The sequence below is a fragment of the Limimaricola cinnabarinus LL-001 genome, assembly GCF_000466965.1.
In the GTDB taxonomy this organism is placed as follows: Bacteria; Pseudomonadota; Alphaproteobacteria; order Rhodobacterales; family Rhodobacteraceae; genus Limimaricola; species Limimaricola cinnabarinus.
In genome coordinates, this window is the sequence record NZ_BATB01000029.1 from 18,169 (window position 1) to 43,887 (window position 25,719).

A 25,719-nucleotide genomic window follows, 5' to 3' on the forward strand; every position below is an offset into this window, starting at 1 on the left:
TCGCATTAAACTACGACATAGTGACAGCGAGTTCCGATGAGCACACCCTGCTTGGCCTGCCCCCTTCGCGCACGACGCATCTTCGTGGAGCTTGGGCAGCAGGAAATCCGCGCAATCCAGCGTTTCAAGGCGGGTGAGTTGCGGATCGGACCAGGAACGCCGCTGCTGCTCGAAGGCTCCAACAGCCCACAACTTTACACGGCCCTGTCAGGGATGGGGCTACGTTACAAGACACTCGCCGACGGGCGTCGGCAGGTAATCAACTTCATTTTTCCGGGCGATTTCCTCGGGCTGCAGGCTGGAATGATGGGAGAGATGCAGCATTCGGTCGAGGCGACGACTGACATGACGCTTTGCGTCTTCGACCGCAGCGAGTTTTTTCGCTTTTTCAGCACCCATCCCGCGCGCGCCTTCGACATCACATGGATGGCCGCCGTCGAGGAGCATTTCCTCGGCGAAGCCCTCGCCAGCCTCGGCCAGCGCAGCGGCCTGTCGCGTCTCGCCTGGGCGATCACGCGGATCTATCTGCGAATGCAAGCGCTGGGGCAGATTGACGCAAGCGGCGGGTTCCCCCTGCCCTACCGCCAACAGGATCTGGCGGACGCACTGGGGCTCAGCCTCGTTCACACCAACAAGACGCTGGCCAAGCTGCGCGACAGGCAGTTGCTTTCGTGGAACGAGGGGCGGATGCAGATCCACGATCTGCGGGCGCTAGCCGATCTGGCGGGGGCCGATATCGAGGCCGAGGTCGTCCGGCCGCTTCTCTGAGCGCAGGCTGCGTTGCCACACGACGTTGACCGCCGCGCCCAGCAGCACCAGAAATGCCGAGATGTACAGCCACATCAATAGCGCAATCACCGCCCCGATCGAGCCGTAGACTTCGTTGTAATTGCCGAAATTCGCCAGGTAAAACGAAAACCCGGCCGATGCGACGAGCCAGAACAGGATTACCAGGAACGCTCCCGGCGTGATCCAGCGGCCTCGCGCGCCGCGCATGTTGGGACCAAACCGATAAAGCACACCAAGTCCCGCCAGAACGATGCCGAAGGCGGCAATCCAGCGGATCGCCTCGAGCAACCAACCGGTGCCTCGTTCGAGCGGCAGCACCTTGATAAGGATCGGCGCGATCACCACGACCAGCATCGCCATTACCGCGATCGAGATCAGCGACAGCGTCAACAAAATCGCTACTGCGAGCTGTCGCAAGCCGTTGCGATTAGGTCTCCCATAGATCTGGTTCAGCCCGAGTATCAGCGAGGCCACACCATTGCGCGCCGAGAATAGCGCCACGAAGGTCGAGAGCAGCGTGGCGAATCCCAATGTTTCGGGTCGCGTCGCGAGCATGAGGTTCAACTGTTCACGCAACAGTTCGTAAGCTTCGACCGGGATGATCTCCTCCATCATCACCAGTTGTGTCTCGATCACCGTAGGGTCGGCCAAGAGGCCGAAGATAGCGATGAGGGCTGCCACTGCCGGAAAGATGGCGAAGATCGAGTAGAAGGCGACGCCCGCCGCGATCAGCCCCAACTGCACCTCGCCCGACAGCGCCCAGATCCCGACCAGCAATCGCCAGATCCGGCGCGGCGTCAGAAGAAGGGGGGGGGGCTGTCTGGTTCATGCGCGCTCCGCTCGCAGGTCCCGGACCCGGTCCGGGTGAGCGGCAAGTCGCTCATGCGCAAACTGACATGGCACGTTCGGGTTGTGAAGGGTGTCGGGAGGGGTGGCCGGCAGCGGGATCTTCTCCGAGGGAATGATCGAGAAGGGCCGCCACCGGCCTTTGGGGAATGCGAGAGACGAGGGAACGGCGTCTCTTCATTCGGTGAACACGCGAGGAGGCAATGGGTTCCCCATATCGTCGCCCCTTCAGAGGATCAGTTCGCGGCGACCGGAGCTTTTTGTTGCAAAGCAGCAAGATAGGTCCGCGTCCACCATGTAATGTCTGTCTCGCGGATCGATTGCATCAAGCTTAGATGTCGCGACTGTCGCTCGTGCAGCGGCATAGACAGCGCCTGTTCAATGGCGCGCGCGGTCTCGCCCGGATCATAGGGATTGACCATCAAGGCCGCCTCCATCTGCTCTGCCGCCCCGGCAAAGTGCGACAGGATGAGCACGCCCGGATCGGCACCGTCTTGTGCGGCGACAAATTCTTTGGCGACCAGATTCATGCCATCGGCCAGCGGCGTCACGAGGCAGGCATCCCCGCGCCGGTACAACCCCGCGAGAATCTCCCGCTCGATGTTGCGCCGGATATAGCGGATCGGGGTCCAGTCCAGTTCGGCCATCTCGCCGTTGACCCGTCCCGTGATGGTCTCGAGTTCCTGACGAATATCCTTGTAGGCCTCGACATCCTCGCGAGAGGGCGGTGCGATCTGAAGCAGGGTCGCCCGGATCTGCGGATCAGGCCGATGCGAGAGGTACTCTCCGAAGGCCGCGAAGCGCTGCGGCAGGCCCTTGGAATAGTCGAGACGATCGACGCCCAGCACCAACCGCTCGCCCGGAGACAGGCGCAGATGCTCGCCCGAATCCGCATGCGCCTCAGCGGCTTCGACAAAGCCGTCCACATCGATACCAATCGGAAAGCTTGCGATCTCGAAGGTGCGATCCTGGTATTTCATCTTGCCGCGCAACAGGATCTCCGCACCGTTGTCGCGCAGGAAATCGAGCGCGTTCGACACGTCGCGACGCGTCTGCAGCCCAATGAGGTCGAAGGACGACAACCAACCTGGCATCTGCTTGCGCTCGGGCAAGGCGGGCATGTCGGATGGGTTCGGAAAGGGGATGTGCAGGAAAAATCCGATCCGGTTCATCACACCGCGCTTGCGCAGCGCCTCGGCCAGCGGAAGGAAGTGATAGTCATGCACCCAGATCACGTCGCCCGGCTGCACGACCTCCGCAATCAGCCCGGCCACACGATCGTTCACTTCGCGGTAGACGCGGGCCTGATCGGGATCGACCGCGAGGAGATCGGTGCGGTGATGGAACAGTGGCCACAGGGTGGCGTTCGCATAGCCCAGATAGAAGCCCTGATGCTCTTCTTCAGTGAGATCGAAACTGTAGCGCTCATAGGGGGTCTTCGCGATCTGGGTCAGACCATGAGCCGCCTCCTCGGGGTAGACCCGCTTGCCGGAGTTTCCGATCCAGACGCCGCCGCGCTCCTTGAGCGCGTCATGAAGCGCCACGACGAGGCCCCCGGACGGGGCCGCCTCCGTGGGAATCCGGTTCGAAACGACGATGAGGCGACCCTCCTCTTCCATGGTCACGCCTCGGCCCAGCGTCGCAGCGTCCTCCGGGCGGCTTCGGGATCGCCCAGCCTGCAACCCGCCGCGGTCTCTCCTTCGCCCACCTTCACGGCCAGCCCTCCCTGCTCGGCCACCCAATGCAACGCCGGTTCATCAGTGACATCATCACCGAAGAAGATCGGCATGGTGCCGCTGAAGCCATCGCCTTTCATCATCCGGCGCATCGACACGTCCTTGCCGATTCCGGTGGGGCGCAACTCGTAGGCCATCTTGGAGTGATGCAGATCGAAACCGTCATGGGTCTCCGACAAGGCCCGCAGGAAGGCATAAGCCTGCGCGGCCAGATCCTCATTCTGTCGGAAATGCAGCACCACGCCCGTGGGCTTGCGCTCGCAGACCAGACCGGGATGGGTCGCAGCGAAGGCCTGCGTCATCTCGCCCAGATGTCCAACCACTTCGGGATTGGCCAACTCATGGTTGCGGATCTCCCCTGACAGGCGCTCCTGCGCGCCGTGGCCCCCGATGATCGGCCCGTCGAACCCCTTGAGATACTGCGTCACATCCTCGATCGCACGGCCGGTGATGATCACGACGCGGCCTTGGGTCTTTTTCGAGAGCGCGCGTAAAAGATCGTCGAGACCGGGGTCCACGTCGATCGCATCTGGGCGATCGGCCAGTTCCACCAACGTGCCGTCAAAGTCGAGGAACAGGGTCGAGCGATCGAGCTTTGGCTCGGGCACCCCGTCGACAGTGTGCTCGCTCTGGTGCTCTCCGTGAAATCCGATCATCTCGTAGTACATTCCCTGTCTCCAATACCGAGGCCATCCGGCCCGCCGCGACCCGGATCCGAAGAAGCCGGGGGCTGCAGAGCACAACCCACGGGCGGAGGTGCGGGTTCCCGTTCGGTACGGGTTCCGCGCCTGCCGCCGCGGCAGCTTGCCACTTAGTTGTCGGGCATGGGGATGCCGTTGACAAGCGTGTCAGCCGGCGGCGAAGCCTGCATGCGTATTGAGCAGGAACTGTGCGAAGACCGGACCGCAGGCCGCGCCGAGACCGCGCGCGTTGCCCCCCACAGCGGCGGCCTCGATCCGGGCGGGAACCAGCCCGCGCAAATCGACGTCCCGCAGCGCCGCGCGAACCCGCGTCACCAGCGCCTCGCGCACCTCTGCCGGAAAGCCCCCATCGATCAGCACCGCCTCGAAATCGATCACGGCGCAGACGGTGGCCGCGGCACGGGCCAGTTCGGCCCCTGCCCCGTCGAGCCATGGCTCCAGCACCTCGTCCATGCCGGTCCAGTCCTGCGGCAGCGTCCAGAGCCGCGCTGGATCGTGCCCCGCCGCGACCAGCCGACGTTCCAGCAAATGCAGGGACGCGGTGTCGATGAGCTGCGCGGGACGGCCCCCGGCATCGCGGGTCGGCAGGGAGCCCATCGCGCCCGCGTTGCCGCGCGCCCCGTCGAACACGGAGTGGTTGAGAACGATGCCACCGCCGATGAAGGAGCCGATGAAAAAATAGGCGTAGTCCCGAAACTCGCGACCGCGCCCATAGACCTGCTCGGCGCGGCAGGCGGCGGTGGTGTCGTTCTCCACGAAGACCGGAAGCGGGGAGAACCGCGCGACCTCCTGCGTGAAATCGATGTCGCGCCAGCCGTCGAGCGCCGCGGGCGGCGCCCCGATGGTCTCCGGCCAGATCCAGAGCTCGTGCGGGCGCGCGACACCTATCCCCGCGATGCGCCCCCGCAACCGCGTGGGCAAGACGGCGGTCAACTCCCCGATACCGCGTTCGAGAAACCCCATGACCTGCCGGATGTCGGGGTAGGCATAGGTGTCCTGAATCTGTCCGCGCACCTGTCCGTGCAGATCCATGATCAGCAGATCGGCGCTGCGCCGACCGATCTTGAGCCCGATCGAGAACGCCCCGTCCGGATTGAGCCCGACAGGCACGCGCGGCTTTCCGACGCGACCTCGCTGTGGCGCACCGCGCGAAATCATGCCATCCTCATCGAGATGTCGCAGGATCACGGAGACTGTCTGCGGCGACAGACCCGAGAGCCGTGCCAGTTCGCTGCCGGGCATCGGACCGTGCCGCTGCATCAACGACAGCAGCAGCCGTCCGTTGTGATCGCGCAGGCCGCGCTGGTTCGCACCGCCTGCGAGGCTGCGCACTTCGGAGTTCTCCATCCTCCGTCCTCCCTACTCCATAATGGCGCTCCCCTTATTAATAAATCAATATGATTTATTTATTGACGGGTCTTCGAAAACGTCGTTACCGTTGGGCATTCCCGGCGGTTGAGGAGCCACGGGGAACATCTGGGAGGATTTAGACGATGAAACACCTTTTCACGGGTACGGCGCTTGCCCTGATCACCGCCGCCGGAGCGGCTCAGGCCGAGAGCCACATGGCGGATGTCTCCGCCTGCCTGATCACCAAGACCGACACCAACCCCTTCTTCGTGAAGATGCGCGAAGGCGCCCAGCAGGCCGCCGAAGAGATGGGCATCACGCTCAATGCCTATGCGGGCAACGTCGACGGCGACCATGAAACGCAGGTCGATGCGATCGAGACCTGCATCGCCAACGGCGCCTCGGGCATCCTGATCACCGCCTCCGACACCTCGGCCATCGTTTCGGCCGTGACGCAGGCGCGCGATGCGGGTCTTCTGGTCATCGCGCTCGACACACCGCTCAACCCGATCGACGCTGCCGACGCCACCTTCGCCACCGACAATTTTCTCGCTGGTGAGTTGATCGGCCAATGGGCCGCGGCCAAGCTCGGCGAGGAGGCTGCCAACGCCAAGATCGCGATGCTCGATCTCGGCGTCAGCCAGCCTTCGGTCGACGTACTGCGCGATCAGGGCTTCCTGACCGGCTTCGGCATCGACACCAAGGACCCCAACAAATGGGGTGACGAGGACGACCCGCGCATCGTCGGCAACGACGTGACGGCGGGCAACGAGGAAGGTGGCCGCACGGCGATGGAGAACCTTCTCGCCAAGGATCCCGAGATCAACGTCGTCTACACCATCAACGAGCCTGCCGCCGCGGGGGCCTACGAGGCGCTGAAATCCTTCGGCCGCGAGAACGACGTGTTGATCGTCTCGGTCGATGGCGGCTGCCCCGGCGTGGCCAATGTCGCCGACGGGATCATCGGCGCCACCTCGCAGCAATATCCGCTGGAGATGGCCAAGCTCGGCGTCGAGGCGATCGCACAATACGCCGAGGACGGCACCCTGCCCGAGAACACCGAAGGCAAGGATTTCTATGATACCGGCGTGAAGCTCGTCACCGACGAGCCGGTCGACGGGGTCGACTCGATCTCGGTTGAGGAAGGCCAGGAGCTCTGCTGGGGCTGACCCGGCGTCACAAAACATTTGGCCTGCGTCCGCTTCGGGGCGCAGGATGACCCTGAGGGGGCGGGCCCGAGCGCCCGCCCCGCTCACGAGAGCCGTGCCATTCGCAGGGCCCGGCCCTTGACGTTCGCCACGGGAGGGGCGCGACATGCCGACAGATACAGATCATTATGAAACATCGGTGCGAGAGAGACGCGCCGAAGCGGTGGCCGAATTCGCCGATCACAAGCCGAGTCCGCTGCAACGGGTCCAGCACGCACTTCACGTGACACCGGCGCTGGTGCCGTTGATCGTGCTTCTGGCCTCGATCGTGGTCTTTGGCGCGCTCTTGGGCTCGCGCTTCTTCTCGCCCTTCGCGCTGACGCTGATCCTGCAGCAGGTGCAGATCGTCGGCATCGTCGCCGCCGCCCAGAGCCTCGTGATCCTGACCGCCGGCATCGACCTCAGCGTCGGCGCGATCATGGTGCTGAGTTCGGTGGTGATGGGCCAATTCACCTTCCGCTATGGCATCCCGGGTCCGGTCGCGGTGGCCTGCGGCCTCGCCGTCGGCACCGCCTGCGGCTTTCTCAACGGCTGGCTGGTGGCGCGCATGAAACTGCCGCCCTTCATCGTGACGCTAGGCACGTGGCAGATCTTCCTCGCAACGAACTACCTCTACTCCGCGAACGAGACGATCCGCGCGCAGGACATCGAGGCCACGGCGCCGATCCTGCAATTCTTCGGGGCCAAGTTCTCGATCGGCGGCGCGGTGTTCACCGTGGGCGTGGTGTTCATGATCACGCTGATCCTCGGGCTGGGCTGGGTGCTGCGCCACACCGCGTGGGGCCGGCACGTCTATGCGCTGGGCGACGACGCCGAGGCCGCGCAGCTGTCAGGCGTCGACGTCAAGCGCACGCTCATTTCGGTCTACATGCTGTCGGGGCTGATCTGCGCCTTTGCGGGCTGGGCCCTGATCGGCCGCATTGGCTCGGTCTCGCCGACCTCGGGCTACGACGCCAACATCGAGAGCATCACCGCCGTGGTGATCGGGGGCATCTCGCTCTTCGGCGGGCGCGGCTCGATCATGGGGTCGCTGTTCGGCGCGCTGATCGTGGGCGTGTTCTCGCTCGGCCTGCGCCTTCTGGGTGCGGATGCGCAATGGACCTATTTCTTCATCGGCGTGCTGATCATCGCCGCCGTGGCCGTGGACCAGTGGATCAGGAAGGTGTCGGCATGAGCATCGGACAAAAGCGAGAGCCCATCCTCACGGGCCGCAACCTCGTGAAGCGCTACGGCAAGGTCGTCGCTCTCGATCACTGCGACTTCGACCTCTACCCGGGCGAGATCCTCGCCGTCATCGGCGATAATGGCGCGGGCAAGTCGACGCTGATCAAGGCGCTCTCGGGCGCCGTGATCCCCGATGCGGGCGAAGTGAGGCTCGAGGGCAAACCGGTGCACTTCACCTCGCCCAACGACGCGCGCCATGCGGGCATCGAGACGGTGTACCAGACGCTGGCGATGTCGCCCGCCCTGTCGATCACCGACAACATGTTCATGGGGCGCGAGATGCGCAAACCGGGGTTCCGGGGCAAATGGTTGCGCCAGCTTGACCGGCCCGCGATGGAAAAGTTCGCCCGCGACAAGCTCAACGACCTCGGGTTGATGACGATCCAGAACATCAACCAAGCGGTCGAGACGCTTTCGGGCGGCCAGAGGCAGGGCGTCGCGGTGGCGCGCGCGGCGGCCTTCGGCTCGCGGGTGATCATCCTCGACGAGCCGACGGCGGCACTGGGCGTCAAGGAGAGCCGCCGCGTGCTCGAGCTGATCCTCGACGTGCGGTCGCGCGGCATCCCGATCATCCTGATCAGCCACAACATGCCTCATGTGTTCGAGCTGGCCGACAGGGTGCATGTGCACCGTCTGGGCAAGCGCCTGTGTGTTATCGACCCCAAGAATCATTCGATGTCCGACGCGGTTGCCTATATGACGGGAGCGAAGGTCCCCGAGACCGAGTTCGAGACCGCGTGACGGCCGACAACACAGATGAGGCGCGATTGCTCGACGTGACTTCGCACATCAATGCCGTGGCCGACCGGGTCCATGACCTGGCCGGCCGCAAGCCCCGTGTGATCGTCGGCATCGCCGGCGCCCCCGGAAGCGGCAAGTCGACGCTGGCAACCGAGCTGGCCCGTCGGCTGGAACGTCAGAAGCTGGTCACGCGCATCGTGCCGATGGACGGGTTTCACCTCGACAATGGCGTGCTCGACCTGTGGGGGCTTCGCACCCGCAAGGGCGCGCCCGAAACCTTCGACGCGCGTGGTTTCCTGCTCCTGATCAAGCGCCTCGTGCGGGGCGAGGAGGTGGTGGCCCCGGTGTTCGACCGCGCGCGCGACATCGCCATCGCTGGCGCGCAGCTCATCGAGGCCGACGCTCAGGTGGTGATCGTCGAGGGCAACTACCTGCTGTTCGACGAAGCGCCGTGGTCCGAGCTGGCGCGGCTGTGGGACGTCTCGGCCTTTCTCGACGTGCCGCTTCCCGAACTGCGCGCGCGCCTGATTGCGCGCTGGCTCGGCCACGGCCTGAGCCGTACCGCCGCGACACAGCGTGCGATGCACAACGACGTGCCCAATGCCCAGCGCGTGATCGAACGTCTTTTGCCCGCCGATCTCCTTCTGCGCCCCTCCTACGACAGCCGACCGCCGCAGCCGGTACAGCAGCGCCGTCCCGATTGAGGTCACCGAACATCCTCAGCCGCGCAATCGATCGGACATTCCGCCGAAAAGACAAGTGAATCTCGTAGCTTCCAATGTTGCTTTGAACATTGCGGGACATCGATTCTGCCCTATGCTCACAAGAGAGTGAGCCGTCCCCTCGGGAATGGCGCACCGGGTCGGTTAACGAGGACACGGGACAGGGAGGCCCGTCATCATGCAACATACACATCGCAGACTATCCCAGCGCTCCATGGCCTTCGTGCTGGCCGGCGGGCGCGGCTCCCGACTGCGCGAACTCACGGACCGCAGGGTCAAGCCGGCCGTCTATTTCGGCGGCAAGGCGCGGATTATCGACTTCGCGCTCTCCAACGCCATGAATTCTGGCATCCGCAAGATGGCGGTGGCGACGCAGTACAAGGCGCACAGCCTGATCCGTCATTGCCAGCGCGGCTGGACCTTCTTTCGCGCCGAGCGCAACGAGTTCCTCGACATCCTGCCCGCCTCCCAGCGGGTATCCGAAAGCATGTGGTACCGTGGCACCGCCGATGCCGTGACCCAGAACATCGACATCGTCGACGGCTACGACGTCGATTACGTGGTGATCCTCGCGGGCGACCACATCTACAAGATGGATTACGAACTCATGCTGCAGCAGCATGTGGATTCGGGGGCCGACGTGACCGTCGGCTGTCTCACCGTGCCACGCATGGAGGCGGTCGCCTTCGGCGTGATGCATGTCGACGAGAACAGCCGCATCACCTCGTTCCTGGAAAAACCCGAGAACCCGCCATCGATCCCCGGCCAGCCCGACAAGGCCTTGGCCTCGATGGGTATCTACGTCTTTTCGTGGCCCTTCCTGCGCGACCTACTGACGCGCGACGCCGAGGACGAGAATTCGAGCCATGACTTCGGCACCGACCTGATCCCCGACATCGTCAAGAACGGCAAGGCGATGGCGCATCGCTTCGACGATTCCTGCGTGCGGGCCGAGGGCCGCGAGGCCTATTGGCGCGACGTCGGCACGGTCGATGCTTTCTGGCAGGCTAATATCGACCTCACCAATTTCGACCCCGAGTTGAATTTGTGGGACCGCGACTGGCCGATCTGGACCTACTCCGAAAGCGCGCCGCCTGCGAAGTTCATTCATGACGAGAAGGACCGTCGCGGCTCGGCCGTGTCCTCGATGGTGTCGGGCGGCTGCATCATCTCGGGGACCGAGGTGCGCAACTCGCTCCTGTTTACCCAAGTGCACACCAACTCCTACTCGGTGCTCGATCACACCGTGGTGCTGCCTTACGTCAATGTCGCCCGCCACGCGCGGCTCAAGAACGCGGTGATCGACGCGGGCGTGACGATCCCCGAGGGGCTGGTGGTGGGCGAGGACCCCGAGGAGGACGCGAAGTTCTTTCGCGTCTCGGAGGGCGGCGTGACGCTGATCACGCAGGCGATGCTCGACAAGCGGGCCGCGTCCCTGTGATGCGGGTTCTTTCCGTCGCCTCCGAATGCGCGCCACTGGTCAAGACCGGCGGGCTCGCGGACGTGGCGGGCGCCTGCCCGCCGCCCTGCGCGCCGAAGGCATCGAGATGCGCCCCCTCCTGCCGGGCTACCCGGCGGTGATGGCCGCGCTCGATCCCGGCGCGGTTCAGGTAATGACGGAGAGCGCGCTCTTCGGCGGCCCGGTGCGTGTGATCGCGGGCCGGGCCGCCGGGCTCGATCTCTTCGTGATCGACGCGCCGCACCTCTATGGGCGCGCAGGCTCGATCTATCTCGGGCCGGATGGTCACGACTGGCCCGACAACCCGCAGCGTTTCGCGGCGCTGAGCTACCTCGCCGCGCGGATCGGCACCGAAGGGGTGACGCTGGACGCCCATGAATGGCGTCCAGAACTATTGCATTGCCACGATTGGCAGGCGGGCTTCGTGCCCGATTATCTCGCGCAGATGGGCGGGCGCTGCGCCACGATTCTGACGATTCACAACATCGCCTTCCAAGGCCTGACCGGCCACCACATGATCGAGACGCTACGCCTGCCACGGTCACGGTTCCACGCGGAAGGCTTCGAATATTACGGCAAGCTTTCGGCCCTGAAGGCCGGGCTCATGCGCGCGACCGGCTCACCACCGTATCGCCCACCTATGCGGCCGAATTGATGCGGCCTGAATTCGGCATGGGCCTCGACGGGGTGATGCGGGCGCGTCGCCGCGACCTGTCGGGCATCCTCAACGGCATCGACGAGGCCGCGTGGAACCCCGCCTCGGACCCGCATATCGTCGAAGGCTACCGTCACCCGGCGGGCAAACAGGCGAACCGCGCCGCGCTGCGCGCCGAGATGGGCCTGCCCGAGGCTGCCGGTCCGCTGTGCTGCGTCGTCTCGCGGCTCACCGAACAGAAGGGCCTCGACCTGCTGCTCGACGCCCTGCCCGCTCTGCTGGAGCGCGGCGGTCAACTTGCGCTTCTCGGCTCGGGCGACCGGGCCTTGGAGAACGCCTTTCGTGATGCCGCGCGCGAAGACGGGGTGGCGGTGCGCATCGGCTATGACGAGGCGCTGTCGCATCGGCTTATCGCCGGGGCGGACGCGATCCTCGTGCCATCACGATTCGAGCCTTGCGGCCTGACGCAGCTCTACGGGCTGCGCTATGGCACGATCCCTCTCGTGGCGCTCACCGGCGGGCTTGCCGATACGGTAATCAACGCCTCGCCCGCGGCACTCGACCGGGGCGTCGCCACGGGGCTGCAGTTCCACCCGGTATCGGCCGACCCGCTGGCTGTGGCATTGGGGCGGCTGTGCGATCTTCATGCCGAACCGGACATATGGGCGCAGATGCAGGCCAACGCGATGCGCCAGCCCGTGGGATGGTCCAGCTCGGCGAGGGCCTATGCGGCGCTCTACCGGGATGCTATCGCCACGGCATGAGCACCAGAACACGGATCAGCGCTGGCCGGCCGCACCCGCTCGGCGCCACGCCCGATGCGGGCGGCGTCAATTTCGCCGTCTTCAGCCAGAACGCGACGCGCATGCAGCTGTGTCTGTTCGAGCGGTTCGGCCGCGAGACGGCGCGGATCGACATGCCCGAGCGCGAGGGGCATGTCTGGCACTGCTACGTCGCCGGACTGAAGCCGGGACAGCATTACGGCTTTCGCGCGCATGGGCCGTACCGCCCTGACGAAGGGCACCGCTTCAATCCCAACAAGCTGCTCCTCGACCCTTATGCCCGCCAGATCAGCGGTCACGCGATCTGGCACGACGCGCTGCATGGATACGACACGCGCTCGCGGCTCCATGACCTGAGCTATGACACCCGCGACAGCGCGCCCTACATGCCGCGCGCGGTGGTCTGTGACACCTCGAAGCTCTTGCCCGCGCGGCCTCCTGACCGCCCCATGGCCGATACGGTGATCTACGAAGCGCATGTCGCCGGGCTCACTGCCGACCGGCCCGACATCGCGAGCCGCGGTCGGTTTCAGGGCCTCGCCTCCGACAAGATCATCGATCATCTGGGACGGCTCGGCGTCACCGCGATCGAGCTTCTGCCCGTCCACGCCTTCGTCAACGACCGGTTTCTCGTGGAGAAGGGGCTTTCGAACTACTGGGGCTACCAGTCGATCGGTTTCTTCGCGCCAGAGCCGCGCTATCTCGCCAGCCACGACATCGCCGAGTTTCGCGCCATGGTGGACCGGTTCCATTCGGCCGGAATCGAGGTGATCCTCGACGTGGTCTACAACCACACCGGCGAAGGCAACCAGATGGGGCCGACCCTGTCGTTCCGGGGCCTCGACAACGCCAGCTACTACCGGCTGGCCGAGAACCGGCGCTACCACATCGACGACACCGGCACCGGCAACACCCTCAACATCGAGCACCCGATGGTGCTGCGGATGGTGATGGACAGCTTGCGCTACTGGGTCGAGGTGATGGGGGTGGACGGCTTCCGCTTCGACCTGTGCACCGCGCTGGGCCGCCGCGCCGAGGGGTTCGACCGCAACGCCCCCTTCTTTCAAGCGCTGCGGCAGGACCCCGTGCTGGGGCGGGTCAAGCTCATCGCAGAGCCTTGGGACATCGGGCCGGGCGGCTATCAGCTCGGCGCTATCCCGCGCCGTTCTCGGAGTGGAACGACAAGTTCCGCGACGAGGTGCGCGACTTCTGGCGCGGCACGCCCGGCATGATCGGCAAGATGGCTGCCCGCATCTCGGGCTCGGCGCAGCAGTTCGACCACGACAACCGCCCCGCGACCTCATCGGTGAACTTTCTCACCGCGCATGACGGCTTCACGCTGATGGACGTGGTCTCCTACAACGAGAAGCACAATCAGGCCAACGGCGAGGACAACCGCGACGGCCACTCGGCCAACCACAGCGACAACATGGGCGTGGAAGGGTCGAGCGACGATCCCAAGCTCTCGGCCGCCCGCGCGCGCAGGCGGCGCAACATGCTGGCGACGCTGATGATCTCCCAAGGCACGCCGATGATCCTCGCCGGGGACGAGCTGGGCAACAGCCAGATGGGCAACAACAACGCCTATTGCCAGAACAACGCGCTGGGCTGGGTGAACTGGGACGCCACCGACCCCGAATTCCTCGGCTTCGTCCGCAATCTCGTGGCGTTTCGTCACGCGCATCCGATTCTGCGGCAAAAGCGTTTCCTTCACGCGCGCAGCCGCAAGATCGACAACCGCACCGACCTGTTCTGGCGCCGTGCCGACGGCCGCCCGATGACCGAGGCCGATTGGGAAGACCCCGAGCGCCGCCTGCTGGCCTTCGAGATGCGCACCGCGTCGGGCACGCCCGATTACGCGGCGCTCGAATACGCCCTCTTCGTCGTCATCAACAACGGGGGGCCGCGCTTCGTCTCCCTGCCCGCCCCGCCGGAGGGCCATGTCTGGGTGCGCCATATCGACAGCGCCCGGCCCGGTGCGCCCCCCAGACCGCATATGGGCCGCACCCGCATCCGGGGACGCTCCGTCGTCGCCATGGTGCTGGAGCCCGCCGAGCCCCCATCCGAACCCGCAAGCCGAGGAGAATGAACCAGTGCAGCAGATCACGGTGAACACCAAGCCCATTCAGGACCAGAAGCCCGGCACCAGCGGATTGCGCAAGAAGACCAAGGTCTTCAAGAAGCCGCATTTTCTCGAAAACTATGTGCAGTCGATCTTCGACGGCATCGGCGGGATCGAAGGCAAGACGCTCGTTCTGGGCGGCGACGGGCGCTATTTCAACGACCGTGCGAGCCAGGTGATCCTGCGCATGGCCGCCGCCAACGGCGCGGCCAAGGTGATCGTCGGCCAGAACGCGATTCTGTCGACGCCGGCCGCCTCGCATCTCATCCGCAAGCGCGGCACCGATGGCGGGCTGATCCTCTCGGCCAGCCACAACCCCGGCGGCCCCGACGAGGATTTCGGTCTCAAGTACAACGCCGCCAATGGCGGACCCGCGCCCGAAGGCATCACCGACAAGATCTATGCCGCGACCCAAGGCCTCACCCGCTACCGCATCGTCGAGGCGCAGGACATCGACCTCTCCAGTCCCGGAACCTCGACGCTCGGCCAGATGCTGATCGAGGTCATCGACCCTGTCGCCGATTACGCGATGCTGATGGAGGATCTGTTCGACTTCGACGCGATCCGCGCACTACTCGCAGGCGGGTTCCATCTGCGCTTCGACGCGATGCATGCGGTCACCGGCCCCTATGCGGTCGAGATCCTCGAAAACCGCCTCGGCGCGGCGTCGGGTTCGGTGGTCAACGCCACCCCCTCGCCGGATTTCGGCGGCGGCCATCCTGATCCGAACCCGATCTGGGCCAAGGATCTGGTTGAGGCGATGATGGCCGATGACGCGCCCGATTTCGGTGCGGCCTCGGATGGTGACGGTGACCGCAACATGATCATGGGGCGCGGCGTCTATGTCACCCCGTCCGACAGCCTCGCGCTGCTCGCGGCCCATGCGCATCTCGCCCCCGCCTACAAGGGCGGGCTCAAGGGCGTCGCGCGCTCCATGCCGACCTCGGCGGCCGTCGACCGCGTGGCCGAGAAAAAGGGCATTACCTGCTTCGAGACGCCCACCGGCTGGAAGTTCTTCGGCAACCTGCTCGACGCCGGGAAGGCGACGCTCTGCGGCGAGGAGAGCGCCGGCACCGGCTCTGACCACGTGCGCGAGAAGGACGGTCTCTGGGCGGTGCTTTTGTGGCTCAACATCCTTGCCGAGACGAAGAAGAGCGTGAAGCAGCTGCTCTCCGATCACTACGCGGAATACGGGCGCAACTACTACTCGCGTCACGATTACGAGGACGTGGAGGCCGACCGCGCCAACGCGCTAATGGACGAGTTGCGCGGCAAGCTGGGCAGCCTTCCGGGCCAGAGCTTTGCCGGACAGACGGTGAAGACCGCCGACGAGTTCTCCTATGATGATCCGGTCGACGGGTCGCGCGCCACCGCCCAGGGGCTGCGCGTGGGCTTCGAGGATGGCGGCCGCGTCGTGTTCCGCCTGTCGGGCACCGGCACGGTGGGGGCGACGCTGCGCGTCTATCTCGAATCGCTGGAAACGGATGCCTCGAAGACCGATCGCGACCCGCAGGAGGCGTTGGCCCCGATCATCGCCGCCGCCGACGAGATCGCGGGCATCAAGGCCCATACCGGCCGCGACGCGCCCAACGTCATCACCTGATTGATGTCACCGACCCCGCCGCCCGGGCGGCAGGGTCCCCTCAGAGCCAGCCCTTGGCCTTGAACCAGACCCATGTGCCGACCGCCGAGGCCACCATCGCGCCGAGCGCGATGTAATAGGCGTAAGGCTCGTTCAGCTCGGGCATGTTGGCGAAGTTCATCCCGTAGATCGACGCGATCAGCGTCGGCGGCAGGAACAGCGCTGCCACGACCGACAGGGTCCGCACCACGGCGTTCTCGTCGAGATTGATCATGCCCAGCGTCGCGTCGGTGGCCAGCGCCACGCGGCTGTTGAGAAAATCCAGATGAACCTCCAGCGCGTTGATGTCGCGCATCTGCGCCTTGGCGAGCGTGCCGATCTGCGGATCGCGGTGCTTCATCGTGCCGTTCCAGACGATGAAGGTCGACAGCATCCGCTCCATCGTGAACAGTGCCAAACGCACCTTGGCGGTCAACTCGCCCTGCTGGCCGATGTCGCGCAGCGCCAGCCGCAGCCCTTCGACGTCGTTGGCCTCCTCGCCGTAAACCTCGCTCGCTACGCGGTCGAGGACGCGGCCCGTCGCCTCCAGCAGGTCGGCCTGCCGCGCGATGATCTCCTCGACCAGCCCGAGGAAGATGCGCACCGGCGTGCCCGAGCCCGCGCTCGACCTTTCGGCGCGGGTGGCGAAGGTCTCGAAGGGGCGCGGGCTGTGATGGCGCACCGTCACCAGCCGCTCGGGCGTCAGAAGAAAGGTCACGGGGGCCGAGAACTGCCGTCCTTCGTCGTCGCGGCCCGGCAGCATTACCGTCATCACCTGACAATCGCCTTCGCGGTGCAGCCGGTTGGAAATCTCGATCTCTTCCATGTCTTCGAGCGTGGGCACGTCGATGCCCAAGGCCTCGACCAATGCGGTCTCCTGCGCATCGGGCGACAGAAGGTCGATCCAGAGCGCCGCTTCCGGGCCATGTCCCTCGGGCAAGGGAGCAAGTCCTGCCCCGTCAGGCTGATAGGCGGCGATCATCGGCAGTCTCCTAATCCGGGGTGGGGTCATCGAGAGAGGGAGCTAGCGCGCCCGCGCCCGCGTCCAGAGCGGCAGGAGGATTGCGCGAGGCCTCAGTTCTCATCGTCCGTCCCGTCGCGCGGCGGGTCGAAGACCACGAAGAACTGGTAGGCGCACCAGAGCCCGGCGGCGGCGAAGAGCGCCGCCCAGCCGAGCGAGCCGCGCGACAGTTCGACCAAGGCCCAGAACAGCGTCACCGCGACCACGAGCACCCGCCGCCACAGGGGAATGAAGAACGGGCTTTGAACGTCGAACAGCTTGCCCATGCGAGACCTCCGCCTTGTATGCCACAGGGCGCGAATACGACCGAAACAATTGGTCGTTCTCTTTCGCCCGGCCTGGTTTTCCTTAGCGAAGCCCGGTCTTTGCGATGATCTGCGCAAGCTGCGTCATCGCCATGGCCCGGGCAGCGGCGACACCGCTGGCGCCTTCGGCCTGCGGGATCGGCACGGCAATCTCGAAGGTCTCGGCCCGGTCGCGGCCCAGCGCGTCGCGGGTCGCCACGAAGTACTGCCCGGCCACTTTGAAACGGCCCTGCGCGTCGGCGAGGAACTCCTCGACGCGGACCTCGACACGGGCCTCGGCGAAATCGTCGAAGGGCCACGGCTCGGAGGCCACGCGAGCCCCGGTCGAGAGCCTGAGCGCACGCGACAGCTCCAGCGTCGCGGCGCGCACCGGGTCGTCGGCCCAGAGCAGGTCCTCGGCGGGGGTGATCACCCCCTCGGGCGTCTCGACATAGATCTCCTCGAGCGCCGCATAGGTCGGCAAGGTGATCTCGCGTAGCTCGACCGAGGCGAAGGCGATGGACACCTTCTCCGCCGGGGCGATCTTCGGCACCGCGTAGCGCAGCTCGGGGCCGCCGCAGGCGGCGATCCCGGCCAGCAGGCCCATGGCGAGAATGGGGCGTTTCATCATGGCCTAGCGTCCTGTCAGAAGCGAATTGGGGCGGCGTTCGATCGCGCGGGCCAGCGAGCCCACCGCCTCGGCGGCCTTGGAAACGTCGCGCAGCGCCGAGCGCAGGTCTCGCAGCGCGGGCTCGGTGCCGTCACCGATCGTGGCAACGGTGCCGTTCGAGGTCACCAACAGCGCCTCGGCGCGGCTGACCAAGGAGGGCAGCGTGCGCGCGGCCTCGGCGAGGCGGTCGGCCGCGTTGGCGGCGGAGGCGAAGGTGGCGTTGGCATTTTCGACCACGCCGCCCTCGCTCACTTGGGCAAGGATCACGCGCAGCTGCGCCAAAGCACTATTAAGCTCGCCCGGCAGCGCTCGCGCCGTGTCCTGCTTGAGGATGCGATCGGCGCTGTTGACGAAGCTGCTCGCCTCGGCGACGAGCACCTCGAGCGGCAGATCGGCGGCCTTGCCCGCCACGGCGTTGAGGCTGTCGATGAGCTGCGGCGCGCCGGCGAGCGAACGGTCGAGCGAATCCGCCGCACTGGCGGCGCTTTCCAGTGCCGCCACGAGGCTTTCGCCGCCACCGCCCGCATTGACCTCGGCCAGAAGCGTACGCGCCTCGGCCACGCCCAGTTCCAGCTCGCCCGCAAGCGTGCCGATCTGGCCGGGCAGCGCGCGCGCGGCCTCGGTGCCGATCAGGGCGCGGGCGTCCTGCGCCAGACCCGAAACGCGGTCGAGCAGCGCGTCCACGGGCAGCTCCTGCGCCATCGCCGCTACGGCGTCGATCCGCTCGACGAGCTGCGGCACGCCCTCCAGAGAAGCATCGAGCGACGCCGCCGCGGCCCCCGCCGCGTCGACCGTATCGAGCAGCCGCGCCACGCCCTGCTCCTCGTTCAGGCTGGCGATGAGCGTGCGCGCCTCGGCGGTGCCGGTTTCCAGCTCGGCCAGAAGTGCGTTCACGCGGCCCGGCAGGCGCGCGCGTCGTCGGTGTCGATCAGGCCACGCGCCGCCCCGGCAAGGCCGGTGACCTCGGACAGGAGGCTCTCGAGCGGCAATTCATTGGCAGTGGCGGCCAACGCGTCGATCCGGTTCACCAGCTGCGGAACGCCCGCCAGAGAGGCGTCGAGCGTCCGCACGGCCGCGCCTGCGGCGTCCACCGTGTCGAGCAGACGGGTCACCGCCTGCTGCTCGTTCAGTCCGGCGATCAGACTGCGGGCTTCGGCGGTGCCGCCCTCCAGCTCGGTCAGCAGGGCGCTCACGCGGCCCGGCAGCGCCTGCGTCTCCTCCGCGCCCACGATGGCACGCGCCTCTTCGGCGAGCCCCGACACCTCGGTCAGGAGCCGGTCAAGCGGCAGTTCGGCGGCGGTTTCGGCGACCCGGTTGAGGTTGCCGATGAGCTCGGGCACCCCGTCGAGAGCGGTGTCGAGATCGGCGGTCACGGCGGTCGCGCCATCCACCGCATCGAGGACGCGGCGCACGGCCTCGGCCTCGCGCACCTCGTCGAGGATCTGGCGGACATCGGACACGGCAAGCTCGATCTCGCTCATCACGACGCCGATCTGACCGGGGACCGCCTGCACCTCTTCCGATCCGACGAACCCGCGGATGTCGCCCAGAAGCGCGCGCACGTCGCCCGGCGTCTGCTGCAGATCCTCCGAGCCAATCAGCCGGGCCGAGTTCTCCAGAAAGCTGGTGGCCGAGGCGAGGAGTTCCTCGATCGGCAGGTTGTTGATCCGGTCCAGCGTGCCCTGCGCCGTCGCCTGCACATCCGAAATTTCGCTGCCGGTCACCGGCACCGACGGATAGGGCAGCGCGTCGAGGTCGAGTTCCGCCTGCTCCACGCCGGGCACGTCGATAAGCTGCACCTTGAGACCCCCGGTGAGGATCGAGCCGGTGACGAGCCGCGCACGCAGCCCGTCGGCGACCTCTTCGGTAAAATATTGCAACGCCTGCTCCACGCCGCCGTCATCGGCCATGCCGAGCCGCGAGGGCAGGATGTTGAGCACGGTCTGAAGCCGCACGCCGCGATCGCCGAACCGTTCCGCATCGACGAGACCGTTGAGCCCGGTGACCGAGCCCACGCGCACGCCGTCAAGTTCGACCGCGGCCCCCACGGCAAGGCCCGACACGTTGCCGTCGAAAACCGCCACGAGATTGAGTGAAGGGCCGTCGGGGGTGTTGAAGACAGAGTTCCGCGCCGTTTCCTCGGCGTCGTAGACCTCGAAGATCTGCCCGTCCTCGGCCAGCGTCGCGCCCGATACGAAGGTGTCGAAAGCCAGACCGCCCGCGAGCAGCGCCGCGACGCTGTCGAAGTCGATCTCCGCGCCGCCGGTACCGATCTTGACCGAGAAGCCCGAGGTGTCCCAGAACCGCGTGGTCTCGGTGACGAGGTTGTCATAGGGCGCGTAGATCACCCCCGGTGCCTCGACATAGAAACCGTCGGTCGACACGCCCGCCGCGCCGATCCGACCCGCCTCGACCCCCTTGTAAAGGATCGGGCTATTGCCCGAGAGCACGCCCTCGGTGGCGCGGAGCGTGATCTCGATGCCCTGCTGATCGGGGCCGAGAAGCGGCGCATGGTCGAGGCCATCGAAATTCGTCAGCGCCTCGCCCTTGCGCCCGTCCCACTGGCCGCGCAGATAGACGCCGGACAGCACCGTATCGAGCCCCGACACGCCTTCGGTCGTCACCTCGGGGCGCACCACCCAGAACTCGGCATCCTCATCGATGAAGGGTGCGATGTCCTTTGCGACGCGGATCGAGATCCGCACCCGGTCGAGGCCCTCGGTGAAGCCCACCTCTTCGACCAGACCCACCGCCACGTCGCGGAACCGCAGTTCGGTCTCGCCAGCGAGCACGCCGCCCGCGTCGTCAAAGATCACGTCGATCAGGGGGCCCTGATCCGACCATTGCTTCCAGCCGATGCCCAGCGCCACGGCGAGCGCGCCGATGGGAACCAGCCAGACCACGGAAACGCGGCTGGCGAGCGAACGGCGCGGGCCGTCGAGCGGCACTTCGGGCAGGTCCTCGCTCACGCGCGTGCGGCCCGGTCGTGACGATCATCATCCGCGCGATCCCAGATCAGGCGCGGGTCGAAGGCTTGGGCGGAGAGCATCGTGAAGATCACCGAGAGTGCGAAGGCGAGCGCCGCCGGGCCCGGCTTGATCGAGGCGGCAAGATTCAACTGCACCAGCGCCGTCAGGATCGCAACCACGAAGACGTCGATCATCGACCAGCGCCCGATGTACTCGACGATTTCGTAGAGCCTGTGGCGCGCATGCGGCGTGGCGCGGCTACCGCGCTCACCGAAATCGCGAGCCAGGCGATGGCCGCGAACTTCCCCATCGGAATGGCGACCGAGGCGATGAGGATGATCAGCGCCACCACCGGCGCTCCATGTGTCGCAAGCTCGATCGCGCCCTCGACGATGGTGTCCTCGGAAACGGTGAACAGCACCTGCGTGCGCAGCATCGGATAGAGATTGGCCGGAATGTAGCACAGCACCCCCGCCACCCACCACGCCCAGACCCGGCTGAGGCTGTGGCCATCGCGTGACACCAATGCTTTGCCGCAACGCCCGCAGCGCGCCGTCTCGGCGGGCCAGACGCGGGTGCAGCGGGTGCAGGCGACGAGCCTGGCCTCACGCGCAGTGATTGCGGGCGTGTCGGTGACGGTGCCGCTCATGCCGCCGCCCCTTTGGTGCGCGCGCGCCATAGCCATGCTCCAGCGCCTCCCAGACCGACCAGCGACACATCCAGCGGTCGTGGATCACGGTGAGAAAGACCAGAGCGGCGAACATCCAGAAGGCGGGGCCGAAGCTCAGATGCGCGAGGTCGGCCACCTTGACCAGCGCCACGGCGCAGCCCAGCGCGAAAATCTCGGCCATCGACCACGGGCGCAGCGCCTCGGCCAGAGCGAAGAGCCGCAGCGCGCCCGGCGGCGCGGGCCGGTCGAACACCAATGGCCCGAGCACGTAGATGGTGAGGATGGCGCGCGCCAGCGGCACCAGCACGATCAGCGCCGTCACCGCCAGCGACAGAAGCAGCAGCGGCCCACCGGTGAAGCTCAGCGCCGCGTCGAGCAACGTCGCCTCGTTGACGAAGCCCTGCCGGCTGATCTTGAGGAACGGAAACCAGACCGCCCCGAGCACGAGGATCAGCGAGGCAGCCGAGAGCATAATGATGATCATGCCCGCGCTCTTGCGCGGCGCGATCAGCACGGTGTGACAGCGCGCGCAGACGGCGCGTTCGCCGTGACGGGGCATCCGCGCGCGGTAGATCGCATCACATTGCGGGCAGGCGATGAGTTGCGCCGGATCGGCGCGGGCGATGTCTGTGCTGTGCATGGGGTCCGCCCGTCAGATCACTCGGGGCGAATGATAGTGCCGTGCAAGGGGAAAGGCCACGGGGCCGGCGCACACGGGACCGTGACGCCACCGGCCATGACGAGGTGACCAGCGGGAACACCCCCTGTCTCGCGGCCATGGCGGGCCTTCCACGTTTCAGCTTACTCCGAGCGAGGCCGCGATGCTCACGCTTAATCCTTTGGCCCGACCCCGCCCGGCGTCGGCGTCACCACCGTCACCGCCTCTCCCGCCGCGAGCCATGTCTGCGCGCAGGCCGCAAGCGTCTCGACCGTGCCGTCGCGCCGCCGCACTTCCGTGCGCCCCACCTCGCCCGCGCCACCGCCATCGAGTCCTTCAGGCGGGCGGTGCCGGTGCGAGGAAAGGATCGACAGGTCCATGTCCTCGAGAAAGCGCAGCGTCCGCCGTGTGCCATCGCCCCCGGGCCACGCACCGTCGCCGCCCGAGCCGGGGCGCAAGGCGAAACTTTCCAACAAGACCGGGAACCGCGTCTCCAGCACTTCGGGGTCGGTCAGCCGCGAATTGGTCATGTGGGTGTGTACGCCCGAGGTCCCGGCGAAGCCGCGCCCGTCGTTCATCTTGCCCGCCGGGCTGCCCGAACAGATCGTCTCATAATATTGATAAGCGTCGTTGCCGAAGGTGAGGTTGTTCATGGTCCCTTGGGCGTTGGCGAGCGCGCCCAGCGCCTGAAACAGCGCGTTGGTGACATGCTGCGAGGTCTCGACATTGCCCGCCACCACGGCGCGCGGCCAGGCGGGACGTAACATGGAGCCTTCGGGAATCACGATATCGATGGGCCGCAGACAGCCCGCATTCATCGGGATCGGTTGCTCGCACATCACGCGAAACACATAGAGCACGGCGGCACGGGCCACCGGCTCGGGCGCATTGAAGTTGTTGTCGCGCGCCTCCGAGGTGCCGGTGAAATCGACCTTGGCGCGCCGGGCCTCACGGTTCACGGTAATTCGCACCCGGATCACCTGCCCGGTGTCGGTCGCGTAATCGCAGGCACAATCCGACAGCCGCCCGATGAGGCGGGCTACCTCCTCGGCGGCGTTGTCCTGAACGTGTCCCATATAGGCGCGCACCACGTCGAGGCCGAACTCATCGACCATCCGCCGCAGCTCGGCCGCGCCACGGGCGTTGGCCGCGACCTGCGCCTTGAGGTCGGCAATGTTCTGGTCTGGGTTGCGGCAGGGCCACTCATGATCGGTCAGCAGATCGCGCAGCGCCGCCTCACGAAAGTTGCCGCGATCCACAAGGTGGAAGTTGTCGATCAGCACGCCTTCTTCGTCCACATTCGTCGCCAGAGGCGTCATCGACCCCGGCGCGGTGCCGCCGACATCGGCATGGTGGCCCCGGCTCGCGCTCCAGAACAGGATTTCACGGCCCGCCTCGTCGAACACAGGCGAGACGACGGTGATGTCGGGTAGATGCGTGCCGCCATTATAGGGCGCATTGAGCGCGAAGACGTCGCCGGGGCGGATCAACGGATTCTGGCGAATGATCGCCTCGACCGACCGATCCATGCTCCCCAGATGCACCGGCATGTGCGGCGCGTTGGCGACGAGCGCGCCGTCGCGGTCGAACACGGCGCAGGAAAAATCGAGCCGCTCCTTGATGTTGACCGACTGGGCCGTGTTCTGTAGCGCCACGCCCATCTGTTCGGCGATGTTCATGAAGAGGTTGTTGAACACCTCAAGCAGGATCGGATCGGCCTTCGTGCCCGCCGCGATCTGTCGCGGCGCGGCCTCGTGGCGGGTGAGCAGGATGTCGTCCCGTCCGGTGAGCGCAGCCGTCCAGCCCGGCTCGACCACGATGGTCTGGTTCGGCTCGATGATGAGAGCAGGCCCGCGCATTTCATGGCCGGGCGCCATATCGGCGCGGCGGTGTACCGTGGCCTCATGCCACGCGCCTCCCGAAAAGAAGCGCGTCGTCTCGTCCGCCTTCGCCCGGCCTCGCTCCAGCACATGGGCTGCGGACTTGGCTGCGGCATGCGCGGGCTCGGTCCCCTCGACCTCGACCGCCTCGATCACCAGTTCGCGCTCGGGGCTCAGAAACCCGAACTGCGCCTTGTGCGCCGCTTCGAACCTTGTGCGCGCCGCCGCCATGTCATCCGCGTAATCGACCTGAAGCGCAGTGTCCGTACCGGTGTAGCGCAAATGCAGCCGGGTGGCGTAGCTCTCGCCCGACACGCCCTGCCCGGCCAGATCGGCGCGCACCTGCGCCGAAAGCTCCGCGATCAGCCCGTCGAAAGCGTCGCGCGTGTCCTCCTCCAGCAGTTTCACCAGCCCCTGCTGGCGGCTGGCCGAAACCGTGGCGAGGCCGATGCCGTAAGCCGAAAGCAGCCCCGAGAGCGGATGCACCAGCACCGCCTCCATGCCCAGCGCATTGGCCACGAGGCAGGCATGCTGCCCGCCCGCGCCACCAAAGGAGTTGAGCAGGTAGCGCGTCACGTCATGGCCGCGCTGAACGGAGATCTTCTTGATCGCGTTCGCCATGTTCTCGACCGCGATGCGTACGAAGCCCTCGGCCGCCTCCTCCGCGCTTCGGTCCTTCGCGATCACCTCGAAGGCCATGCGCACGCCATCGCGGTCGAGCGGCTGATTCTGACCGGGGCCGAAGATCGCCGGGAAAAGATCGGGGTCGAGCTTGCCCAGCATGACGTTGGCATCTGTCACGGTGAGCGGCCCGCCGCGCCGGTAGCATAGCGGCCCCGGATCGGCCCCGGCGCTGTCGGGCCCGACGCGGAACCGGTTCGCATCGGCGTGCAGCACCGAGCCGCCACCTGCCGCCACCGTGTGGATGCGCATCATCGGCGCGCGGATGCGCACGCCCGCCACCTCGGTGTCGAAGGCCCGCTCGAACGCACCCGCGCAATGCGCGACATCCGTCGAGGTACCGCCCATGTCGAAGCCGATCACCTTCTCCCAGCCCGCCGCGCGTGCCGTCTCGACCATGCCGACGACGCCGCCCGCCGGGCCCGACAGGACCGCGTCCTTGCCCTGAAACGCCTTAGCCGCAGTCATGCCGCCCGAAGACATCATGAATTGCAGCGTCGGACCCGGCTTGCCCGGCGGCGTGGCCCCCAGCGCATCCGAGACCCGTGCCACGTAGCGGCGCAGGATCGGCGAGAGATAGGCGTCGACCACCGTGGTGTCGCCGCGTCCGACCAGCTTGAGAAGCGGCGAGACCTCGTGGCTGACCGAGACCTGCCCGAAGCCCATGCCGCGCACCATCCCGGCCAGTGCCGCCTCATGCGCGGGCGCGTTCCAAGCATGCATCAGGACGATCGCCACGGCGTCGATGCCCTCCGCCAGAAGCCGGTCAAGCGCCGGGCGCAGCGTCGCCGCGTCGAGCGGCGTCTCGACCGTACCGTCGGCGCGCACACGCTCCTCGACCTCGATGACGCTGTCGTAGAGCTGCTCGGGCAGCACGATTTCCTTGGCAAATATGTCGGGACGACCTTGATAGTTCGCCCTGAGCAACTC

Annotated in this window: 18 protein-coding genes and 3 pseudogenes; 9 read left to right on the forward strand and 12 right to left on the reverse strand. The window is 66.5% G+C overall.

Annotated features, from left to right (window positions below):
• Positions 1–36: 36 nt before the first annotated feature.
• Entirely contained in the window at positions 37–768 is a 732-nt protein-coding gene (locus MBELCI_RS10850) for a Crp/Fnr family transcriptional regulator (RefSeq protein WP_045320023.1), read from the forward strand.
• On the opposite strand, the gene MBELCI_RS10855 is transcribed toward MBELCI_RS10850, so the two are convergent.
• The 4 genes from MBELCI_RS10855 to MBELCI_RS10870 all read right to left on the reverse strand — a co-directional run bounded on the left by MBELCI_RS10855 (position 712) and on the right by MBELCI_RS10870 (position 5,419).
• Positions 712–1,566 carry a YihY/virulence factor BrkB family protein gene (locus MBELCI_RS10855; RefSeq protein ID WP_021694246.1) on the reverse strand — a complete coding sequence of 285 codons (855 nt, stop codon included), beginning with the start codon at positions 1,564–1,566 and terminating at the stop codon, positions 712–714. The genes MBELCI_RS10850 and MBELCI_RS10855 overlap by 57 nt on opposite strands.
• A gap of 305 nt (positions 1,567–1,871) precedes the next feature.
• On the reverse strand, positions 1,872–3,254 hold the full coding sequence (locus MBELCI_RS10860; RefSeq protein WP_021694247.1) for an alpha,alpha-trehalose-phosphate synthase (UDP-forming): 1,383 nt from the start codon (positions 3,252–3,254) through the stop codon (positions 1,872–1,874).
• 2 nt (positions 3,255–3,256) lie between these two features.
• Positions 3,257–4,039 carry a trehalose-phosphatase gene (otsB, locus tag MBELCI_RS10865; protein ID WP_021694248.1) on the reverse strand — a complete coding sequence of 261 codons (783 nt, stop codon included), beginning with the start codon at positions 4,037–4,039 and terminating at the stop codon, positions 3,257–3,259.
• A gap of 180 nt (positions 4,040–4,219) precedes the next feature.
• Positions 4,220–5,419 carry an ROK family transcriptional regulator gene (locus tag MBELCI_RS10870; RefSeq protein WP_021694249.1) on the reverse strand — a complete coding sequence of 400 codons (1,200 nt, stop codon included), beginning with the start codon at positions 5,417–5,419 and terminating at the stop codon, positions 4,220–4,222.
• Between the two features lie 146 nt (positions 5,420–5,565).
• Here MBELCI_RS10870 and MBELCI_RS10875 point away from each other — a divergent pair, with 146 nt between their 5' ends.
• From MBELCI_RS10875 to MBELCI_RS10910, 8 genes and pseudogenes are all read left to right on the forward strand, one after another.
• The gene (locus MBELCI_RS10875; protein ID WP_021694250.1) at positions 5,566–6,591 is read left to right on the forward strand and encodes a sugar ABC transporter substrate-binding protein; all 1,026 of its coding nucleotides are present in this window, start codon (positions 5,566–5,568) and stop codon (positions 6,589–6,591) included.
• Between the two features lie 145 nt (positions 6,592–6,736).
• Positions 6,737–7,804, forward strand: a complete 1,068-nt coding sequence (locus tag MBELCI_RS10880) for an ABC transporter permease (protein ID WP_021694251.1) — start codon at positions 6,737–6,739, stop codon at positions 7,802–7,804.
• The gene (locus MBELCI_RS10885; protein ID WP_021694252.1) at positions 7,801–8,595 is read left to right on the forward strand and encodes an ATP-binding cassette domain-containing protein; all 795 of its coding nucleotides are present in this window, start codon (positions 7,801–7,803) and stop codon (positions 8,593–8,595) included. Before MBELCI_RS10880 ends, MBELCI_RS10885 begins: the two co-directional genes overlap by 4 nt.
• 26 nt (positions 8,596–8,621) lie before the next feature.
• Entirely contained in the window at positions 8,622–9,299 is a 678-nt protein-coding gene (locus MBELCI_RS10890) for a nucleoside/nucleotide kinase family protein (protein ID WP_045320026.1), read from the forward strand.
• Between the two features lie 196 nt (positions 9,300–9,495).
• On the forward strand, positions 9,496–10,758 hold the full coding sequence (gene glgC / locus MBELCI_RS10895; RefSeq protein WP_081698555.1) for a glucose-1-phosphate adenylyltransferase: 1,263 nt from the start codon (positions 9,496–9,498) through the stop codon (positions 10,756–10,758).
• A pseudogene (gene glgA / locus MBELCI_RS10900) lies at positions 10,758–12,195 on the forward strand (glycogen synthase GlgA). Before glgC ends, glgA begins: the two are co-directional and overlap by 1 nt.
• Positions 12,192–14,302 (forward strand): annotated as a pseudogene (gene glgX / locus MBELCI_RS10905) (glycogen debranching protein GlgX). The pseudogenes glgA and glgX overlap by 4 nt, the downstream one beginning before the upstream one ends.
• A 4-nt stretch (positions 14,303–14,306) precedes the next feature.
• Complete coding sequence (locus MBELCI_RS10910) at positions 14,307–15,938, forward strand: alpha-D-glucose phosphate-specific phosphoglucomutase (protein ID WP_021694259.1); 1,632 nt, start codon at positions 14,307–14,309, stop codon at positions 15,936–15,938.
• Between the two features lie 40 nt (positions 15,939–15,978).
• On the opposite strand, the gene MBELCI_RS10915 is transcribed toward MBELCI_RS10910, so the two are convergent.
• From MBELCI_RS10915 to MBELCI_RS10950, 8 genes and pseudogenes are all read right to left on the reverse strand, one after another.
• Complete coding sequence (locus tag MBELCI_RS10915) at positions 15,979–16,938, reverse strand: magnesium transporter CorA family protein (protein ID WP_021694260.1); 960 nt, start codon at positions 16,936–16,938, stop codon at positions 15,979–15,981.
• A 92-nt stretch (positions 16,939–17,030) separates the two neighbouring features.
• Positions 17,031–17,243: a hypothetical protein gene (locus tag MBELCI_RS10920; protein ID WP_021694261.1), complete on the reverse strand. Its 213-nt coding sequence runs from the start codon at positions 17,241–17,243 to the stop codon at positions 17,031–17,033.
• Between the two features lie 82 nt (positions 17,244–17,325).
• Positions 17,326–17,892 (reverse strand): PqiC family protein, encoded by a 567-nt coding sequence (locus tag MBELCI_RS10925; RefSeq protein ID WP_021694262.1) that lies wholly within the window; start codon positions 17,890–17,892, stop codon positions 17,326–17,328.
• Positions 17,893–17,895: 3 nt separating this feature from the next.
• Positions 17,896–18,825, reverse strand: coding sequence for an MlaD/PqiB family protein (locus MBELCI_RS20745; RefSeq protein WP_021694263.1), 930 nt, complete (start codon positions 18,823–18,825; stop codon positions 17,896–17,898).
• Positions 18,822–20,900 carry a PqiB family protein gene (locus MBELCI_RS10935; protein WP_021694264.1) on the reverse strand — a complete coding sequence of 693 codons (2,079 nt, stop codon included), beginning with the start codon at positions 20,898–20,900 and terminating at the stop codon, positions 18,822–18,824. The genes MBELCI_RS20745 and MBELCI_RS10935 overlap by 4 nt, the downstream gene beginning before the upstream one ends.
• A pseudogene (locus MBELCI_RS10940) lies at positions 20,897–21,549 on the reverse strand (paraquat-inducible protein A). The gene MBELCI_RS10935 and the pseudogene MBELCI_RS10940 overlap by 4 nt, the downstream one beginning before the upstream one ends.
• Positions 21,506–22,210, reverse strand: a complete 705-nt coding sequence (locus MBELCI_RS10945; RefSeq protein WP_235047618.1) for a paraquat-inducible protein A — start codon at positions 22,208–22,210, stop codon at positions 21,506–21,508. The pseudogene MBELCI_RS10940 and the gene MBELCI_RS10945 overlap by 44 nt, the downstream one beginning before the upstream one ends.
• A gap of 191 nt (positions 22,211–22,401) precedes the next feature.
• Positions 22,402–25,719, reverse strand: a 3,318-nt coding sequence (locus MBELCI_RS10950) for a hydantoinase B/oxoprolinase family protein (protein ID WP_045320030.1), incomplete at its 5' end; no start/stop codon positions are given.

Excerpts from the sequence above, each read along its gene's own strand:
- MBELCI_RS10885 (WP_021694252.1), top strand. The coding sequence starts at position 7,801 with ATGAGCATCGGACAAAAGCGAGAGCCCATCCTCACGGGCCGCAACCTC.
- glgC (WP_081698555.1), top strand. The coding sequence starts at position 9,496 with ATGCAACATACACATCGCAGACTATCCCAGCGCTCCATGGCCTTCGTG.
- MBELCI_RS10945 (WP_235047618.1), bottom strand. The coding sequence starts at position 22,210 with ATGCACAGCACAGACATCGCCCGCGCCGATCCGGCGCAACTCATCGCC.
- MBELCI_RS10860 (WP_021694247.1), bottom strand. The coding sequence starts at position 3,254 with ATGGAAGAGGAGGGTCGCCTCATCGTCGTTTCGAACCGGATTCCCACG.
- MBELCI_RS10875 (WP_021694250.1), top strand. The coding sequence starts at position 5,566 with ATGAAACACCTTTTCACGGGTACGGCGCTTGCCCTGATCACCGCCGCC.
- MBELCI_RS10870 (WP_021694249.1), bottom strand. The coding sequence starts at position 5,419 with ATGGAGAACTCCGAAGTGCGCAGCCTCGCAGGCGGTGCGAACCAGCGC.
- MBELCI_RS10925 (WP_021694262.1), bottom strand. The coding sequence starts at position 17,892 with ATGATGAAACGCCCCATTCTCGCCATGGGCCTGCTGGCCGGGATCGCC.
- MBELCI_RS10850 (WP_045320023.1), top strand. The coding sequence starts at position 37 with ATGAGCACACCCTGCTTGGCCTGCCCCCTTCGCGCACGACGCATCTTC.
- MBELCI_RS10920 (WP_021694261.1), bottom strand. The coding sequence starts at position 17,243 with ATGGGCAAGCTGTTCGACGTTCAAAGCCCGTTCTTCATTCCCCTGTGG.
- MBELCI_RS10915 (WP_021694260.1), bottom strand. The coding sequence starts at position 16,938 with ATGATCGCCGCCTATCAGCCTGACGGGGCAGGACTTGCTCCCTTGCCC.
- MBELCI_RS10880 (WP_021694251.1), top strand. The coding sequence starts at position 6,737 with ATGCCGACAGATACAGATCATTATGAAACATCGGTGCGAGAGAGACGC.
- otsB (WP_021694248.1), bottom strand. The coding sequence starts at position 4,039 with ATGTACTACGAGATGATCGGATTTCACGGAGAGCACCAGAGCGAGCAC.